We start from the raw sequence: 16,584 nt of genomic DNA on the forward strand, positions 1-16,584 counted from the left end.
CAGCGGAACTCCATCCGCGGCGCCTTTTTATCCCAGTAGATTTTTGGGACATGGCTAGAAATCTACCTTTTGTCGCACATGGACTGCGAAAGGTAGATTTCTAGGTATGCACCAATAATCTAATAAAGAGCCCCCGCCCGGATTGCGTTCCGGACGGGGGTTTTCGTTGGCGTATGGCGTTGTAGGTCTTTAAGCTTCGTCGACGACCTTGAGGCCGCGGGTCTGGTCGATCTCGTTGAGGAGATTGACGCGACGCTCGTGACGGCCGCCCTCGAACTCGGCATCGAGCCACTCGTCGACGATCATCTTGGCGAGCTCGGAGCCCACGACGCGGGCGCCAAAGGCGAGCACGTTGGTGTTGTTGTGCATGCGCGAGAGCTTGGCGCTGAAGGGCTCGGAGCACACGACGGCACGAACGCCCTCGACCTTGTTGGCGGCCAAGCTAATCCCGACACCGGTGCCGCAGATCAGGATGCCCAGATCGACGTCGCCGTTGGCTACGGCTTTGCCCACCTTGTAGCCGGCGATGGGGTAATCAAAGCTCTCGGAGGTGTCGGTGCCAAAGTTCACGACCTCGCAGCCGCGCTCCTTCAGGTGCTCGGAAATGATGTTCTTGAGCTCGACGGCGGCGTGGTCGTTGCCGATACCGATCTTCATGAGTGGTTCCTCTCTGGTCCGTGCGGCGGAATTGCTAAAGGTTTTACCGCGTTCGACTGCATGATAGCGCGTCTTTTGCCTAAACACTCGGGCGTTTTTTGGTCAAACGCTTTAGCGGATGCGAACATCAGCCCATCACGAAAAATGCCGCCAATTTGCTTCTGGCGGCCGTCTGCCGGAACTCGACTTGCGGTTTTTGGTGCCTTGTTATCAAATGGAGAAGTTGATACTTGCGAGAGCAACCCGTTATACATGTAGGAGATACCTATGCCTACCGATTCCATCCGTGATACCGCGTTTTGTGATGTTTTGAACCGCGAGCTTGTCTGTGCGCTCGGCTGCACCGAGCCCATTGCCGTTGCCTATGCGGCGGCGCTGGCGAGCCAGACGCTCGGTTGCGAACCCGAACATATGGATGTTGCCTGCTCAGGCAACATCATCAAGAACGTAAAGAGCGTGACCGTGCCCAACTCGGGCGGTATGCACGGTATTGAGGCCGCGGCCGTGCTGGGTGCCGTGGGCGGTGACGCCGAGAGCGCGCTCGAGGTGCTCGAGAGTGTTGGCGATGCAGACCGTGCTCGCGTGACCGAGCTGCTCTCCGATGCCGACTACTGCGATGTGTCGCTTGTCGAGGGTGTGCCCAACCTCTACATTAAGGTGACTGCCACGGCCGGAGGTCACACTGCGGTCGTCGAGATCACCGACCATCACACCAATGTTACGTGCCATACACTCGATGGCATTCCGGTGTGTGGCAAGTCGGCGGGGGAGTGTGCCGCCTGCGCCGAGCGCGTCGTGGCCGAGCGTGCCGCCGATACGCCCATGTCGATTGAGTCTATCATTGACTTTATCGAGGACGGCGACATCGAGGGCGCCCGCGCTGCCGTTGAGCGTCAGATTGAGCTGAACGGCGCTATTAGCGCCGAGGGCTTGGCGAACGCTTGGGGCGCCGAGGTGGGCCGTACGCTGCTGGGCGCTCGCGCCGACGATGTCGCCTGCCGTGCGCGTGCGCGTGCGGCCGCCGGGTCTGACGCCCGTATGAACGGCTGTGCGCTACCGGTCGCCATTGTGTGCGGCTCGGGCAACCAGGGTATTACCTGTGCGTTGCCCGTTATGGAATATGCCGACTACCTGCGCTGCGACCACGAGCGCCTGGTGCGCGCCGTGATGCTGTCTGATCTTATTGCCGTGCATATCAAGAGCTATATTGGTGCGCTCTCGGCGTTTTGCGGTGCTATTTGCGCTGCGTGCGGTGCCGGCGCGGCGATTACCTGGCTGTGCGGTGGCACGCGCGAGCAGATCGGCGCGACGGTCTCCAATACGCTCGGTAACGTGGGCGGCATCGTGTGCGATGGCGCCAAGGCAAGCTGCGCCGCTAAGATTTCCGCTGCCGTTGATGCGGCGATTCTGGGCCACGATATGGCCATGCAGGGCCGCGGCTTCCGTGCCGGCGAGGGCCTGATTCAGGATACGGTGGAAGAGACGATCGCCAGCATGGGCTATGTGGGCCGCGTTGGCATGAAGGATACCGACGTCGAGATCCTCAACATCATGATCGGCAAGACCATCGTCGACTGCTAGGGGCTCTGGGGCACTGCATCTTGTTGTTGAAACTATCGCGCTTGTGGCTGTAAAGCACCTGTCTGCATTGCGGACAGCGAGGATCTCGCGGTATGTCACCAGGTCGTTCTCGCGCTTGATGCGCTCGAGGACGGTTGCGACAACAAGCGCCGCTATCGCCGGCAGGAACGCCGCAGCCGCGGCGACGCCGGCGCCCCAGGTGCCCTCCATCCAGTTAAACGCCGGCGACAGTATCAGTGCGAACGCCACCGCCAGCAACGCGAGCATCAGCACGGCCAGCCATAGCATCCGCGTTCCCATGCGCTTGCGATCTCTTTCGACTGCCTCTTCCATAACGGTCACGTCTCCCTTCACGAGCGTGTCTATGGAGGTGTCGAACAGGACGCTCAGCATGAGCAGGCTCTGGACGTCCGGATACGTCTTGTCCCGCTCCCGGTTCGAGATCGTCTGACGCGACACGTAGAGTTTCTCGGCGAGCTGTTCTTGGGAGAGCCCCATCGCCTCGCGCCTCGTCTTTGCTCACCGGCACGTCGAGCGTCTCACCGAGGGCGACGAGTATCTCCGCGTCGGGCACCGAGAGCCCGCGTTCCCATTTGGAAACCGTCTGCCTCACCACGTTCAGCTTGAGCGCGAGCTCCTCCTGCGATAGCCCTTTCGATTTCCTGAGGACCTGGATGTTCTCGTTCAGCATGGCGGATCCTTTCTCTCGCCCGGTTCCTACGTTACCGCAATGCTGCCCGCAGATGGCCCGTTGCCGCAAGCAACGGGTCGTAACATCGGCGGGGACCGTTTGAGTTCACAGGTGATGCAAGCTCCCAATAATTTGACGTCCATTCAATCTACCTGCGGTTTGCAACCATAGGGTGCCTGCAGGTTGCGTAAAATGAAGCCTCAAGTTGGTGGTTTCGGCCATGTGGCTACCGTAGTGTGTAAGTCGCCGGCAGGAAAGCACCGAACGCTGGGATGCCGCGCCCGCGCCGTCGCCGTGAGCCAAGATCACGACGCCCGCGTGCCCGCTTCCAGCCAACGAGAGGACCTACTATGAGCTTCCGTACCAACCTTCAGTATCTGCGCGCCGAGCGCCACATGACCCAGGAGCAGCTCGCCATGCTGCTTGGGGTATCCCGCCAGTCCGTCACCAAGTGGGAGGCCGAGAAGTCCTACCCGGAGATGGATAAGCTCATCAAAATGTGCCAGATCTTCGAGTGCTCGCTCGATGACCTGGTGCAGGGTGACGTGTCGCGCCGCGCGGCCGTGAGCCAGAGCGCCGCGGATGGCGTGCAAAACGATGGGAACGCCGTCGTCCGCGTCGAGGCTCCGCACGGGCGGAACTCGTTGTCCGACATCGGATCCGCCTTTGTGCCCGCGATCCCCGTCGGTCCCAACACGGATGTATGCGGCTATGACGAGCACATGGTCGCATTTGCCCGCAAGGTCGCACTCGGTGTGGCGCTCATCATCCTGGGGGTCGCCGCCGCGGTCTTCACCGATGAGGTCCTGCACTCAGACGGAATCGTCCTCATGGCGTTGTTCGCGCTCGTTGCCGCTGGCTTGGGATTCCTTATTCCATCCGGCATGGAGCACGCGGCTTTTGTGGAAGCCCATCCGTATGTTGCGGACTTTTACACCGCAGAGCAAAAGGCGGCAGAGCGTCGTCGTGCTTCGATCGCGATCGTTTCGGGTATCGCGATCATCCTTCTTGGCATCGCCGTATCGGCGCTGTTTGAGGTGGAGGCGAACGTCCAGGTATATGGCGACACGCTGATGATGGTCCTGGTCGCCGTCGGTGTTGGGGTGATTGTCCACTGGGGCATGCTGTGGGGCCGCATGGATGTCGCGGAGTACAACAAGGAGTGGCTCGAGACGGTCGAATTGAGTGCGGAGGAGCTGTCGCAGCTGGATCCCCAGAGCCGCGAGGCGTATCTGCGCGCGTGCAATCCCAAGTATCGCCGTACAGCGGCGCGCAAGAAGAGGGCTTGCGTCGTGATCATGCTCGCCTCCACCATCATCGCGCTCATCTGGCTGTTCGTCGGTGCTGCCATGGATGCGTCCGAGGGGATCGGCGGCCTGTTCTGGCTCCCGTGGGTCGTCGGTAGCTTGGGCTCCGCTATCGCCCTTATCGTTATCGACGATGACGATGAGAATGATGCGGCTGCATGCGGCGATAGGGAGTAGAGGCGTTCGAAGACATCCGTCTGAATGAAGCGGGCGGCCTCGGGTGTGCCGGGGCCGCCCGCATTTTGCTGGGTGGTGCTGTATTGCCGGCGTGGAGCGGGCCTCAAGCTAGTGCTTGCCGTCAATTTGAAGTCTTCGGCTGCGGGCACCTTCGAGTCCGCATCACGAGCGCAACGCCGCCGCCCAAAAGCGCTGATTCTTGACGCGCGTGATGCGGACTTCGGCAGATGCTGCCTCTAGTTCAGCAGCCCCCACACGGCAAAGCCGAGTGCTCCGCCGATGGCGGCCGCGGCGATGAAAGTCAGCAAGTCGTACGCCAGTCGATGCTTCGTCGGCCACGCGCGGCGGGGGAGTACCCGCGGATCGCGCTCGATGTTCGCCTCGCCGTTCATGAAGGCGAGGATCTCGCGGTATGTCACCAGGTCGTTCTCGCGCTTGATGCGCTCGAGGACGGTTGCGACAACAAGCGCCGCTATCGCCGGCAGGAACGCCGCAGCCGCGGCGACGCCGGCGCCCCAGGTGCCCTCCATCCAGTTAAACGCCGGCGACAGTATCAGTGCGAACGCCACCGCCAGCAACGCGAGCATCAGCACGGCCAGCCATAGCATCCGCGTTCCCATGCGCTTGCGATCTCTTTCGACTGCCTCTTCCATAACGGTCACGTCTCCCTTCACGAGCGTGTCTATGGAGGTGTCGAACAGGACGCTCAGCATGAGCAGGCTCTGGACGTCCGGATACGTCTTGTCCCGCTCCCAGTTGCTGATCGTCTGACGCGATACATAGAGCTTCTCGGCAAGTTGCTCTTGCGAGAGGCCCATCGCCTCGCGCCGCGTCTTGATCTGGTTGCTGATGTCCATCGTCACCTCCCGGTCGTGAAGGAGCGTCCCGCGAACACATCGGGTGCGCTATCGAATCTGTTGTACATCATATGCGGCATGGCTTGCCGGGCGCTGCTAAAATTGTTTTGCACGGGGTTTACCTGCATGATTGTTGCTGCGATGCGTGCCATCGCCGCGGGGAGATCTGGCTTGTGGAGGCTTGCGGGGCGATGGCTTAGCGATGTTGTCGAGCAATCGTCCAAGTGCGCAGGGCCATGGCGGCGTAGCCGATTGCAGCGTAGGCGATGCCGTAGAACGCGATATCCTGGCTGCCCTCGACCGCGGGGGGAACAGGAGGGCGAAGGCGGCCCCGAGCGCCGCGGGCAACCAGAAGAGCGTTCGCGCGGAGCCCGCGGCGAGCATGCCGAGGGCGACCGCGGTGATCGGGAGAAGGGCGTAGAGGAGCGCCATCATGGCGAACATCCCCGCATCGGGTGGGACGGCGCCGACCAGGAAGGCGGGGACCGCCCAACATGCGGCGGCGATGGCGGCTGCGGCGATGAGCAATGTGCGCGCGGTTGCGTTCATGGGGCCTCCTCAACGAGAATCGCCCCCATTCTGCCACGAGGGGCGGGAATGGGGGCGATCGTGCCGGCGAAAGGCCATCCGGTCTGCAGATCTACCTAGCTCAACATCTTGGCGAGCATGCCGATGCCAACACCCACGAGGCCGCCGGCGATGGCGCCGATGATGATCTGCACGCCGTTGCGGGCGCCCTTGACCCAAGGGTTCATCTCGCGTTCGCGACGTCCCTCGAGCGTGTCGCGCTCGACCTGCTCACCCCGGCTAAACGCCAACACCTCGCGGTAGGTGACGAGGTCGTGCTGCTTCTTCATACGCTCCAGATACACGAACGCCACGAGCATCACGACAAGCGCCACTGCGGCGAACGCCGCGGTGGGCGCGATGTGGGCGCCCCAGCCCCATTCGAACTGGAAAGCCGCCCACGCGCTCAGCGCCAAAAACACGACCGCGCTCACGACCGTGATCGTGGAGAGGGTGTTGTACTTCTTGACCGCTTCGTTCATTACCTGTGCCATGGTTTCCACATCTCCTTTGATGAGGGAGTCCACGGTCACCCCGAACACGTTGGAGAGCAAGAGTAGGCTCTGGACGTCAGGATACGTGCGGCCGCACTCCCAGTTGCTGATGGTCTGGCGCGACACGTAGATGCGCTCCGCCAGGTCGTCCTGGGACAGTCCGAGTTCCGTGCGATGCTCCTTGATGTGAGAGCCCAGCTCCATGCGCTTGCTCCTTGCGGATCGGGGTGACCCTTGTCGAGAGTCACCATGGCATTGACGGGCAAATCGTACCATCAAAGGTCTTTATACCGCGTCCCCGAGGGGTCAGATCGCGCTGCCAAAAGGCTTTATACACGCTTCTGATCTGCAGGTTTTACAGTCCACATTGTTCATCGGCTTTGGTGGCTTCGGAGCTCGATGGTGAGGCGGCCGCCATCCGCCTTCGCCTCGAGGGACATCCCCATGGCCTCGGCCAACTTCGCCGACGTCGCCAGGCCGAGCCCCGACCCCCCGCCGCGCCGTGCGGAGTCTGCCCTGTAGAACCGATCGAAGAGATGCTCCACATCCAGCTCATCGGGACGTTCGATGGGGTTCGAGATGGAGAGGATGGTCTGTTCGGGCGCCGCCGCGATGCGGAGCTCGGGTGCGCCGCTTCCATGTCTCAGCGCGTTCGCGACGAGGTTCTCCACGATGCGCCCCAGCGCCTGCCGGTCGGCCTCTGTGATGCGCGGAGCTCCGGTCCCCGTTACGACCGGCTCCCATCCGAGCCGTTCGAAATCCGGATAGTGGCCGAGCAGGCATTGCTCGACGATTTCGCGCACGTCGATGGGCTCGGCATTGAGAACGAGGTCGGGGTCGCTCGCCTTGGTGTAGGAGAAGAGCGCGTCAAGAAGCTCGGAGGTCCGGTCGATGCGCTCGACCGCGGCGTCGATGCGCTGCCGCTTGAGCGCGGGGTCCGCCTCGTTTGCGGCGAGCTGCAGGTAGCCCTTTGCCCCGGTGAGCGGGGTCCGTATGTCGTGCGAGAGCGCGGAGAGGTCGCGTTGGAAGTCCCGCTGGGCTCTCATGCCATCTATATGCGAGCGCATGGCGCAATCAAGCTCTCGGTTGATCGCCTCGGCGAGCTCGGCGACTCCTGGGGCGCGCGAGCCGATGGTGACGCGCGCGTTGGCGGACGCGCTGCCGTCCCGACGCGCGTCGAGCAGCCGCGAGATTCGGCGGAGCTCGGGTGCATATGCCGCAGTCGTGATGAGCGCGCCCGCGAGAACGCCGATGATGAGCATGAGTACGGCGAGTGCGCCTGGGGACACGGTGCCTCCTTGATGTCGTGCCGCCCCCCTGACGAGCAGGTGGGCGGCGGGGAGCTTAAAGATAGGATAGTCGGGTTTCGTCGCCGTCTCGGTGCGGACTCGAGGGCGGGCCTGAGCGGCGACTCATCGAGCACCCGCGGATCACAGGTCTCGCCTGCTTGCGGTGAGGAGAAGCGCGCCGCCGCCGATGGCGGTCCACATGAGGCCCGCCAACGCACCCCACAGCCACGTGGGGACGGCGCCGATGAGCGGCAAGGTCTGCGCTGGATCGAACATGGCTCCCGCCCCGAGCTTGAAGGCGGCGATGACCATGCTTGGCATCCAGTTCGCGATGCCGGTGAGGGCGGAGAACAGCGGCTCAAACACGGGAGCGGCCTGCACCCCCATATTGGCCGCGAACATGAGCGCGACGGGGACGACGCCCATGATCAGGATGAACGTGAGGGTGTAGGCGGGCAGCTTCTTGCGGAAGAGCAGGACGACGGAAAGCGGGATCACCGTGAGCGCCCACACGGCGAGCCAGCCTCCGAGCAGCCACAGCGCGAACTCGGCCGTCCCGTCGAACGAGGTGAAGGAGAGGCCCAGGGGAAGGGTGAGGAGCAGCTGCATGCAGATGAGGTGGCACACGATGCCCGCGATGAGCATCATGACCGCCCAGATGCCCGAGAACACGACCTTCTCCGTGAAATATGACAGGCGCCCGGCGAGCGATGAGACGAGCGATTTGACATAGCCGTCATTCAGATCGGCGAATATCCACTCGACCATGCCGTAGGCGCTCGCCAAGGCCACGACGGAGACGGAGCCGAACATGGACCAGTCCAAAAACACTGAGGGCGTGGCGAGGGATTCGTGTACGCTGATCGCTTCGAGTTCACCGAGTCCCTGAGAGATGGTGAGGGCGTTAAGCCCGACCTCGAGGATCGCGACGCCGAGGACGACGGAGAGATACTGCCACAGGGGTCCGCGTAACCCACGGAAGCGCGTGCAGCGATAGAGGTCCGAGCGAAGGAGATTCAACATGGTTTACCTGCCTTTCCGGGCGGCGACGAGGATGTAGACGAGGAACGCGACGAGCGCGATGTCGATGAGGAGGTTGATGGCTGGTGCGAGCCGACCAAGTGTCGGCGGCCATGCGGGCATGAGCGTGGACGGCGCAAAGGCGCTCGGGAGGGGCGTTGGACTAAGCATCCGGCCCGCCCATCAGCTCGACGAAGTACTCCTCGATGTCGCGTTCGACGTGACTGAGCTCGAGGATGAGCAGGCCATGCTCACTGAGGGCCCTTGCCACGTCCTCCGCGGAGGGCGCCATGGGGGCGACAGCGGCGCCCCCGAAGCTCATGGCGGCGTGGCGTACGGCTGCGCTCGCGAGAATCGACCCGTCCGGCTCCGCGCGCAGTGCCGTCCCCGGCAGCGCCTCCTCCAGTATCGCGAGCGTTCGTGCGGGGTCATTCGTCCTAATGCGGATGGAGTTGCCGCACTCCCGATGCAGGTCGTCCATGGAGAGCTCGCGCACCATGCGGCCCGACCTGATCACACCGAAACTCGTCGCCATGCGGTCGAGTTGGTCGAGGACGTGGCTTGAGATAACGATGGTCACGCCCCGTTCCCGGTTGAGACGTACAAGGGCGCCGCGCATGGCCCTCGTCGATTCGGGGTCCAGCCCGTTGAATGGCTCGTCGAGCAGGAGCAGGTCCGGTCCGCCCACGAGCGCGAGTGCGAGTCCCAGGCGCTGCTTCATGCCCAGGGAGAATTTCTTGACGCGCAGGCTTCCCGTGTCGGCAAGGCCGACAAGCTCCAGTAGTTCGCGACAGTGCGCATTGGGGCGGACGACGCCGAGGGCGAGCGCCTTGCACATGAGGTTCTCGAGTGCGGAGAACGTCGGCAGGATGCCGGGGTCCTCGATGAGTGCGCCGACGCGGGAGAACCCCTCGCGCGCTCGTCTCTGCGCTCCGAAGAGTTCTACGGAGCCCGAGGTCGGGCGCACGAGCCCCGCGATCATCTTCATCGCGGTCGACTTGCCTGCGCCGTTCTTGCCCACGAATCCGTATATTTCGCCGGCAGCGACGCACATGTCGAGGCTGTCGACGGCGCGCCTCTTGCCGTAGACGCGCGAGAGCGCATGGGTTTCGATGATGTTCATGGTGCCTCCTTGCAGTTCAGCATCAACTTGATTACAAGGATGCGGTCCATCTCTTGATAAAGTCCGAAGCAACTCTAAAGAAAGGGTAAAGTTCAGCGTGGTGGGTTAGCGCTCATCCTCGTCGAGCCTGAAGCCGATGCCCCAGACGGTTTTTATGTACGCGTCGGTGCCCGACGGCTTGAGCTTGGCGCGGATGTTGGATATATGGACCGTGACCGTGCTGTCATCGCCGGCATAGGGTTCACCCCAGGCCGCCTCAAAGAGATTCTGCTTCGAGAAGGCGCGCCTGGGCTGGCGCATCATGGCCTCGAGGAGGTTGAACTCGATGCGGGTGAGTTGAAGCGGGGAGCCCGCCACCAAGAAGGTACGTGAAGAGGGTTCGAGCATCCAGTCGCGAAAGACGAGCGTGCCGCTGGCTTTCTCGTGCGGCATTCTGCTCTCGTTCGTGCGTGGTCCGCGTTGCTTCGACCTATGCCGGAGTTGCACCTCGACGCGTGCTGCGAGCTCATCAAGGTCGAATGGCTTGGTGAGGTAGTCGTCTGCACCGAGCTTGAGCAGCTCCACCCGGTCGGCGGTCGAGGTCCTCGCCGAGATGACGATCACGGGCAGCGCGGAATCAGCCCCCCGCACGCTGTCGATGATCTGCTCGCCCGTGGCCCCGGGGAGCATGAGGTCGCATATGACGAGGTCGTAGGGGAGCAGGCCGCCATTGGGGTCGAGTCGCATGAGCGCCTCGGTCCCGGAGAACGCCTGCGTGCAGGTGTGCCCATTTCGTGAGAGCTGGGTGGAGATGATCTCGTTGATGTCGGCGTCGTCTTCGACGACCAGGATGTCCGCGGTCATGTTGGTCTCCTCGTCCGCGTCTGCCTTGGGTGCGTCCATTATTGTTCAGAGACGTAAATAATCCCCCTTGAAAGCGATGTGCTTTCGAGGGGGTGTACATCGATTGGCGGGTTGCGGCTACAGGCTGTCTACCTGCCCATCGGATGCATTGTGTGGTTTCTCCTTCTTTGGCAGTCTTCCCGCACGCTTGAGAGCGTCGCGTAAGATCCACTCCACCTGGCCGTTGGCGCTGCGCATCTCATCGTCCGCCCAGCGTTGGACGGCCTCCCATATGGCGGGGTCTATGCGAAGGGGGTATTGCTTGCGTGCCATGACGTGCTTTCTTATCGAGCTGAGATGCGTGTAACTGGAACGATTCCAAGCGTATCAAAACCTCAGTTTAGGGACTGTCCCTAAACTGAGGTTGGGTGGTTAGTACAGAGAACCTGCGTTCAGGACCGGGTGCGCCTCGGATTCACCGCAGAGCACCACCATGAGGTTGCTGGCCATCTGCGCCTTGCGCTCGTCGTCCAGCTCGATGGTGCCACCCGCGGCCATCTCCTTAACGGCCATGTCGACCATGGAGACGGCGCCCTCGACGATCTTCTTGCGCGCGGCGATGACGGCCTCGGCCTGCTGGCGGCGCAGCATCGCCTGGGCGATCTCGGGGGAGTAGGCGAGGTGCGTGAGGCGTGCGTCGTCGACCTCGACGCCGGCGGGCGCCAGGCGCATCGTCAGCTCGCGGCGCAGGGCCTCGGAGACCTCCTCGACGTTGGCGCGCAGGGTGATGGCGCCGGATGCGTCGGATTCGTCCTCAAGATGGTCGTAGGCGTACACGCTCGCCACATGGCGCAGCGCGGTTTCGGCCTGCATGGAGACGTAGCTCTGGTAGTCGTCCACGTCGAAGAGCGCCTTGGCGGTATCGGCGACGTGCCACACCACGACGGTTGCGATCTCGATGGGGTTGCCCATCTTGTCGTTGACCTTCAGGCGCTCGCCGTTCAGGGTGCGCACGCGGGTGGAGATGGTGGTGGGGTTGCCCTTGGCGGCCTTCTGCGCCGCGGCCTTGGCGGCCTTGGAATCGCTCATCTCGAGCTCGATCATATCGCCGATCCCGGCCGATCCGCCCATGCTCTTGCTAAAGAACGGGTTGGCCCAGAAGAAGCCCTCGTCGCGGACGGTGCCCACGTACTTGCCGAACAGGATGCACACGCGCGCCTGGCCGGGCTGCAGCGAGAAGAATCCGTTGAGCGGGATGAACCACAGGCAAAACGCGAGGATGCTGAGGCCGAGCCCCCATCCGTAGGCTGCGGGCGCGTCGACGCCGTCGGGTGTGCTCGCGAGCCCGATGGTGCTCCAGATAAAGAGGCCGATGATGGCGATGAGCGCCACCGCCACGGCGACGAGCATGCCGTAGCCCGACTTGGCCTTGAGTTGCTTTTCCACGCTCATTGTGAGTTCCTTTCATGACTGCGCCGGCGTTTGCGTGACGGCCCCGGCGCCGCCTCCAGATTGCGATGGGGAGGAGGCGAATCCCCGAGCAGTCCGTGCGGCTGCTGATTGCATTGTGATATCACATTGAGACCAAGTCAAGGAGAATCGGATGCCGTCTCTCATGGCATAAGTGGTTCGGGGCGCCCGGCATCTACGCTCCGTAGAGGTCTTCCTGTTGCATCTTGGCTCGCAAGTCCCTATAATAGCCCCACTCACGGCTGAAGGTTTACCTCGAGATTTGGAAAGGGGAGCTGCACCATGCTTGCTTCCATGAGGATTTGGCTCTAGCCACGGTCGCGTGAGCGACCGGTACTTCGCTGCATACCACCGATCGCATCAAAGGATTATTCCATGACACAACTGAATCCCTGCGCTTCTTGGAAGCGCTCGCTCGCCATCGTCTGGATCGGCGAGTTCTTCTCCGTGCTCACGAGCTCCATTCTGCAGATGGGTCTCATCTGGCACGTCACCCTCACCACCGGCTCCGCGAGCGCCCTGTCGTTCGTGAGCCTGGCGGCCTTCTTGCCCATGGCGCTCCTCGGCGCCTTCGCGGGCACCATCGTGGACCGCACGTCCATCAAGCGTCTCATGATCGGCGCCGATCTCTTCATCGCGGCCGTGAGCCTCACGCTTGTCTTCGGCTCGCTTCGGGGCGACCTCTCTGTCGCCGTTGTGGCGGCGGTGCTGTTCGTCCGTGCGCTGGGCAGCACGCTCCATACGCCCGCCTTCAACGCGCTCACACCGCTCATCGCCCCGCCCGAGGTGCTCGGCAAGCTGGCGGGCATGCTGCAGTTCATGCAGTCGGGTAGCTATATCATCGGCAACGCCATCGCCGCGGTGGTCTACCCGGCGTTTGGTCTGACCTTCATGATCGCGCTCGATGTCGCCGGCGCGGTGCTCGCGAGCATCGCGGTGGCGACCTCCGGCATCAAGACGCCGGCGCCCGAGCGCCATACGCCCGAGGAGAACGCCGAGGCGTCGCACCGCGCGGTGCGGGCCTTCCTATTGGAGACGGCCAACGGGTACCGCGAGCTCAAACGCCATCACGGTCTGTTCGCCATGCTCTGGATAGGCTTCGCCTTCTCGGTCCTGTTCTCGCCCATATCCGCGCTGTTCCCGCTCATGGTGTTCGACCATTTTGGGGGCACCACTACGCAGTCGGCTATCGCGGAGATCGCGTTCTCGGTCGGCATGATCGCGGCGAGCGGCTGGATCGGGGCGACGGGTGGCCTTAAGAACCGCGCGCTTTCGTGCACGCTGGCCATCGGCCTCTTCGGAGCGGGCACGCTCGCGGGCGGCCTCGTGCCCCCTTCCGCGCTCGTTGTGTTTCTGGGGCTTACGTTCGCGATGGGGGTCTCGAGTCCGCTGTACAGCGCGCCGCAGATGGCGCTCATGCAGGAGCGCGTCGATCCCGAGTGCATGGGCCGCGTCTTCGGTCTGTACGGAGCGGTCTGCAGCTGGGCTATGCCCGTGGGGCTCGTCGCATCGACCTTGTTCGCGGACGCCATCGGCGTAAGCGCGTGCTTCGTGCTCATCGGTGCTGCAATGGTGATCCTAGCAGGCATCACCTGGGCGATCCCGAGCATCCGCAAGATTGGGTAGCGCTCTGGCGGAGTGCGTTTCGTTTCGGACGGCTCGTAGGGTCGCTGCGACGTGAAGGGTGGTTGACGGTGCGCCTGCGAGGGCGCCGTCGACCACCCTTTTGTTTAATTCGTCTGGCCCGGCGCCGATCATCATCTGTTCGCCGGGCGATTGCGATGCCGCCGCTTGCCGATACGCGGCTCCTTACGTTGTGCGCATCCCATCGTTCTGGCAGCGTTTCCTGCAGTTAATCTCCAGAGCCCGAGGCGGTGGCCCCTATGAGTAATCTGCTCGAATCCATTCTGCGCGTCGGTATGACCGTGTTCATCGTCGGCCCGCTCACTGCATGGGTCGCCCGCCGCGGCGCGCGCGAGCGCAGCGAGGCAACGGACAGCCTCGATTGCTTCACGGTGCGCATGCCCGCAGCCATCCGCACGATCATCGCCTGCTGCGCCGTCGCGTTCGAACTGCTCATGCTGGGTGTCTACGTCTGGCAGGGCGTCTCGCTGGGCGAGTGGGACCACGAACTTGTGTGGTTCGGTCATGCCATGGCGCTCGCGGGTATGGCTATCTGGGCCTTGCTGAGCATCCCGCGTATCGACGTGGACGGTGGGCGCATTCTCTCGCGTAACGCCTTCGGCATCCGCAAGGAGACGACGTTTGGCAACATCACCCGTGCAACGCTTCACGCGCAGATGATGAGGATCGACCTGTTCGAGGGCGACCGGGAGTTCTGCTCGATAAGCCTCGAGGGGGTGTGCTCGCTCAACCTCCTCGCCCGTCTGGAGGAAGGGGGCATCGAAGTCTCGGACGCCGTCGACGGTCCCATGACCAAGGCGGGCCTGTGTTGGTCTGCCATCAAGCCGCTGACGATTGTTTTCAACGGCATGGCCCTCGTCTTCTCGTTCGTGATCGCCTTCATGGCTGTTTTCACCGAAGATGGAGCCCGCTTGCTCTTACTCGTCCCGTTCCTCTTCCTGTTCATAGGGGGGGGTTCCTGCCCCTGCTCATGCTCGGCATGCCCGCCCGCGGCATCCTCGAGATCGGCAGGCAGGAGCGCGAACTCAGTTTCTCCTTCTCCGAGGAGATGGCAAGCCGAGGTGCCACGGGCACTTCGCTTGTCGACGACGATTGGTTCATCGAGATCAGCAACGCCCGCGTCGTGGCGTTTCGCCGCGATTACCTCAAGAAGATCACGGCGCACGAGAACAGCGAGAGCGGCGACCGCTGCACGGTGACCACGAGGGGTGGTCGCAAAATCAAAGTGTATGCAGCGGGCAGCACGCTCGAGGACCTGCGCACGTGGTTCAAACAGGGCGCCAAGGCCAGAAGTACGGTCGACCGTGCAGAGGACGCGCTCGAGGCGACCGTCTGAGCGGGCTGCCTGTCATAGATTCAAATACGGGAAGGGGCGCAGTTCAGTTGGCGCCCCTTGTCATACCAGGCCTGCGGGCCAGCGAGAGGCCTGCAGGTCGACATGCCCATTGGCGAGGAAGGCAACGCCTTCATCCTCGATCAATGCACGCTGCACCTCGGGTCTGCCGAAGGCGAACCCCTCCGCGAGGCGTCCGTCGGCGAATACGATGCGATGACAGGGGATGGTGCCGGGTTCCGGATTGACGTGCAGGGCGTATCCCACATATCGAGCTCGACGGGGCTCACCAACGAGCTTGGCGATCTGACCATACGTGGCAACCATGCCGCAGGGCACCTGGCGCACCATGTCGTATACGCGGTTGAAGAATCCGTCGGTGTTCCGGTCCGCCATGCCATCCTCACTTTCGATCGATACCGCCATTGTAGTCAAGAAAGGCGCCTCACATGTGCGGGGCGCCTTTCCAAAGAGGTGTTGCGCGAGGGGAGGGAAGGCGCAACGTTCGTGTCGAAGGTCTTTAATTCGCCTGTGCCTTCGTTGAGTTAACTATAGCTAATTCTATGAGACCCAAGTCGTAGACCGACGAGCACACGGCCTCTTCACAAGTTAACCAAGGGTTACAAATAGAAAGACGCGGCGTCATGCGGGCGTTAGGGCTCGAGGAATCGCTCGACGAGCTCGGAGAACGCGCCGTCGGTCCCGGCCGTTTCAAGAACGACATCGCAATACGGCCGCACGCCGTCGGTGACATTCGCCACGCCGATGCCCAGTCCTGCCGCCTTGATCATGGAGAGGTCGTTTGCGGAATCGCCAACGGCGATGACCTCGGACATCGGAATTCCCAGCATATCGGCAAGGCGCGTGAGCCCCGTCCCTTTGTCAACGCCTGCGGGCATGAGTTCGAGGTAGCGCTTGGAGGAGAAGGTGATGTCAACGCCGAGTCGCTCGGCCATCGGCGCGAGCTTGCGGCCCAATTCCTGCAGCGCATCGAAGTCCCAGTCGACGTACAGGATCTTCACGATGCCACGGCCTTCAAGGAATGAGAGGTCGGGATGGTCAGATCCGCGAAAATGAGTGACCCCGGTGATCGATTCCAGATAGTCGCGCTCCCGTGTGGGTGCGTCATTCACGAACACGTGGCCGTCGGCGACGTTGACGTGCATGCAGAGTCCGAGTTCGAGCCCCTTTGCATAGATCGCGTTCGCGCATTCGTTGGAAAGGCCGCAGGTGGTGAGCGGGGTGGGGTCTCCCACGCGGTTGATGAAGCCGCCGTTATAGGAGAGCACATAGCCGTCTTCGATCAGCTCGCGGGCCTCCCCCGAGAAGTTGTCCATGATAGAGGAATACCATCGCCCGCTCGAAGGGACGAACAGCACACCGAGCTCCCTCATGCGTTTGAGTGCTCGGAGATTGGACGCCGGGATGGCGTGGTCGGCATCGAGAAACGTCTCATCCATATCGCTGGCAACAAGTCGGTACATGCAATCCCCCATACAACGTAAAAAACGAGGCGGGCTTATTATCGCCCACCTCGTAAGGCCTTGGCTAT

The 16,584-nt window shown here is 62.7% G+C and carries 16 protein-coding genes and 2 pseudogenes; 5 read left to right on the plus strand and 13 right to left on the minus strand.

The genetic code is table 11. The features are described 5' to 3' along the window. Positions 1-189: 189 nt before the first annotated feature. The gene (gene rpiB / locus OGM60_04225; protein ID UYJ00007.1) at positions 190-657 is read right to left on the minus strand and encodes a ribose 5-phosphate isomerase B; all 468 of its coding nucleotides are present in this window, start codon (positions 655-657) and stop codon (positions 190-192) included. Positions 658-924: 267 nt separating this feature from the next. On the opposite strand from rpiB, the gene OGM60_04230 reads away from it, so the two are divergent. Beyond that, positions 925-2,238 carry an L-serine ammonia-lyase, iron-sulfur-dependent, subunit alpha gene (locus OGM60_04230; GenBank protein ID UYJ00008.1) on the plus strand — a complete coding sequence of 438 codons (1,314 nt, stop codon included), beginning with the start codon at positions 925-927 and terminating at the stop codon, positions 2,236-2,238. Positions 2,239-2,604: 366 nt separating this feature from the next. On the opposite strand, the pseudogene OGM60_04235 reads toward OGM60_04230, so the two are convergent. After that, a pseudogene (locus tag OGM60_04235) lies at positions 2,605-2,742 on the minus strand (helix-turn-helix domain-containing protein). Between the two features lie 25 nt (positions 2,743-2,767). Further along, positions 2,768-2,929: pseudogene (locus OGM60_04240) on the minus strand (helix-turn-helix domain-containing protein). Positions 2,930-3,279: 350 nt separating this feature from the next. Between OGM60_04240 and OGM60_04245 the strand changes: the two are divergent. Beyond that, complete coding sequence (locus OGM60_04245; GenBank protein UYJ00009.1) at positions 3,280-4,413, plus strand: helix-turn-helix domain-containing protein; 1,134 nt, start codon at positions 3,280-3,282, stop codon at positions 4,411-4,413. 236 nt (positions 4,414-4,649) lie between these two features. On the opposite strand, the gene OGM60_04250 is transcribed toward OGM60_04245, so the two are convergent. The 8 genes from OGM60_04250 to OGM60_04285 form a co-directional block, all read right to left on the minus strand. Beyond that, a complete protein-coding gene (locus tag OGM60_04250; GenBank protein UYJ00010.1) occupies positions 4,650-5,270 on the minus strand; it encodes a helix-turn-helix domain-containing protein in 621 nt (206 codons plus the stop codon). Between the two features lie 96 nt (positions 5,271-5,366). Then, the gene (locus OGM60_04255; GenBank protein ID UYJ00011.1) at positions 5,367-5,819 is read right to left on the minus strand and encodes a hypothetical protein; all 453 of its coding nucleotides are present in this window, start codon (positions 5,817-5,819) and stop codon (positions 5,367-5,369) included. 95 nt (positions 5,820-5,914) lie between these two features. Next, positions 5,915-6,535 carry a helix-turn-helix domain-containing protein gene (locus OGM60_04260; GenBank protein ID UYJ00012.1) on the minus strand — a complete coding sequence of 207 codons (621 nt, stop codon included), beginning with the start codon at positions 6,533-6,535 and terminating at the stop codon, positions 5,915-5,917. 167 nt (positions 6,536-6,702) lie between these two features. Continuing rightward, on the minus strand, positions 6,703-7,620 hold the full coding sequence (locus OGM60_04265) for a HAMP domain-containing histidine kinase (protein ID UYJ00013.1): 918 nt from the start codon (positions 7,618-7,620) through the stop codon (positions 6,703-6,705). Between the two features lie 141 nt (positions 7,621-7,761). Next, complete coding sequence (locus tag OGM60_04270) at positions 7,762-8,643, minus strand: hypothetical protein (protein UYJ00014.1); 882 nt, start codon at positions 8,641-8,643, stop codon at positions 7,762-7,764. A 160-nt stretch (positions 8,644-8,803) separates the two neighbouring features. Further along, the gene (locus OGM60_04275; protein ID UYJ00015.1) at positions 8,804-9,763 is read right to left on the minus strand and encodes an ABC transporter ATP-binding protein; all 960 of its coding nucleotides are present in this window, start codon (positions 9,761-9,763) and stop codon (positions 8,804-8,806) included. Positions 9,764-9,868: 105 nt separating this feature from the next. Next, complete coding sequence (locus OGM60_04280) at positions 9,869-10,606, minus strand: response regulator transcription factor (protein ID UYJ00016.1); 738 nt, start codon at positions 10,604-10,606, stop codon at positions 9,869-9,871. A 411-nt stretch (positions 10,607-11,017) separates the two neighbouring features. Further along, positions 11,018-12,037 carry an SPFH domain-containing protein gene (locus OGM60_04285; protein UYJ00017.1) on the minus strand — a complete coding sequence of 340 codons (1,020 nt, stop codon included), beginning with the start codon at positions 12,035-12,037 and terminating at the stop codon, positions 11,018-11,020. Positions 12,038-12,430: 393 nt separating this feature from the next. Between OGM60_04285 and OGM60_04290 the strand changes: the two genes are divergently transcribed. The 3 genes from OGM60_04290 (at position 12,431) to OGM60_04300 (ending at position 15,035) form a co-directional block, all read left to right on the plus strand. Further along, positions 12,431-13,681, plus strand: coding sequence for an MFS transporter (locus OGM60_04290; GenBank protein UYJ00018.1), 1,251 nt, complete (start codon positions 12,431-12,433; stop codon positions 13,679-13,681). A 257-nt stretch (positions 13,682-13,938) separates the two neighbouring features. Beyond that, positions 13,939-14,898 carry a hypothetical protein gene (locus OGM60_04295; protein UYJ00019.1) on the plus strand — a complete coding sequence of 320 codons (960 nt, stop codon included), beginning with the start codon at positions 13,939-13,941 and terminating at the stop codon, positions 14,896-14,898. Beyond that, complete coding sequence (locus OGM60_04300) at positions 14,895-15,035, plus strand: hypothetical protein (protein ID UYJ00020.1); 141 nt, start codon at positions 14,895-14,897, stop codon at positions 15,033-15,035. The genes OGM60_04295 and OGM60_04300 overlap by 4 nt, the downstream gene beginning before the upstream one ends. Before the next feature lie 60 nt (positions 15,036-15,095). Here the strand turns inward: OGM60_04300 and OGM60_04305 are convergent, their stop codons facing one another. Both OGM60_04305 and OGM60_04310 read right to left on the minus strand, forming a co-directional pair. Then, entirely contained in the window at positions 15,096-15,428 is a 333-nt protein-coding gene (locus tag OGM60_04305) for an MGMT family protein (protein ID UYJ00021.1), read from the minus strand. A gap of 257 nt (positions 15,429-15,685) precedes the next feature. Beyond that, positions 15,686-16,516, minus strand: a complete 831-nt coding sequence (locus OGM60_04310; GenBank protein ID UYJ00022.1) for a Cof-type HAD-IIB family hydrolase — start codon at positions 16,514-16,516, stop codon at positions 15,686-15,688. Positions 16,517-16,584 lie beyond the last annotated feature (68 nt).

Source organism: Coriobacteriaceae bacterium, assembly GCA_025757745.1.
Classification (GTDB): Bacteria; Actinomycetota; Coriobacteriia; order Coriobacteriales; family Coriobacteriaceae; genus Collinsella.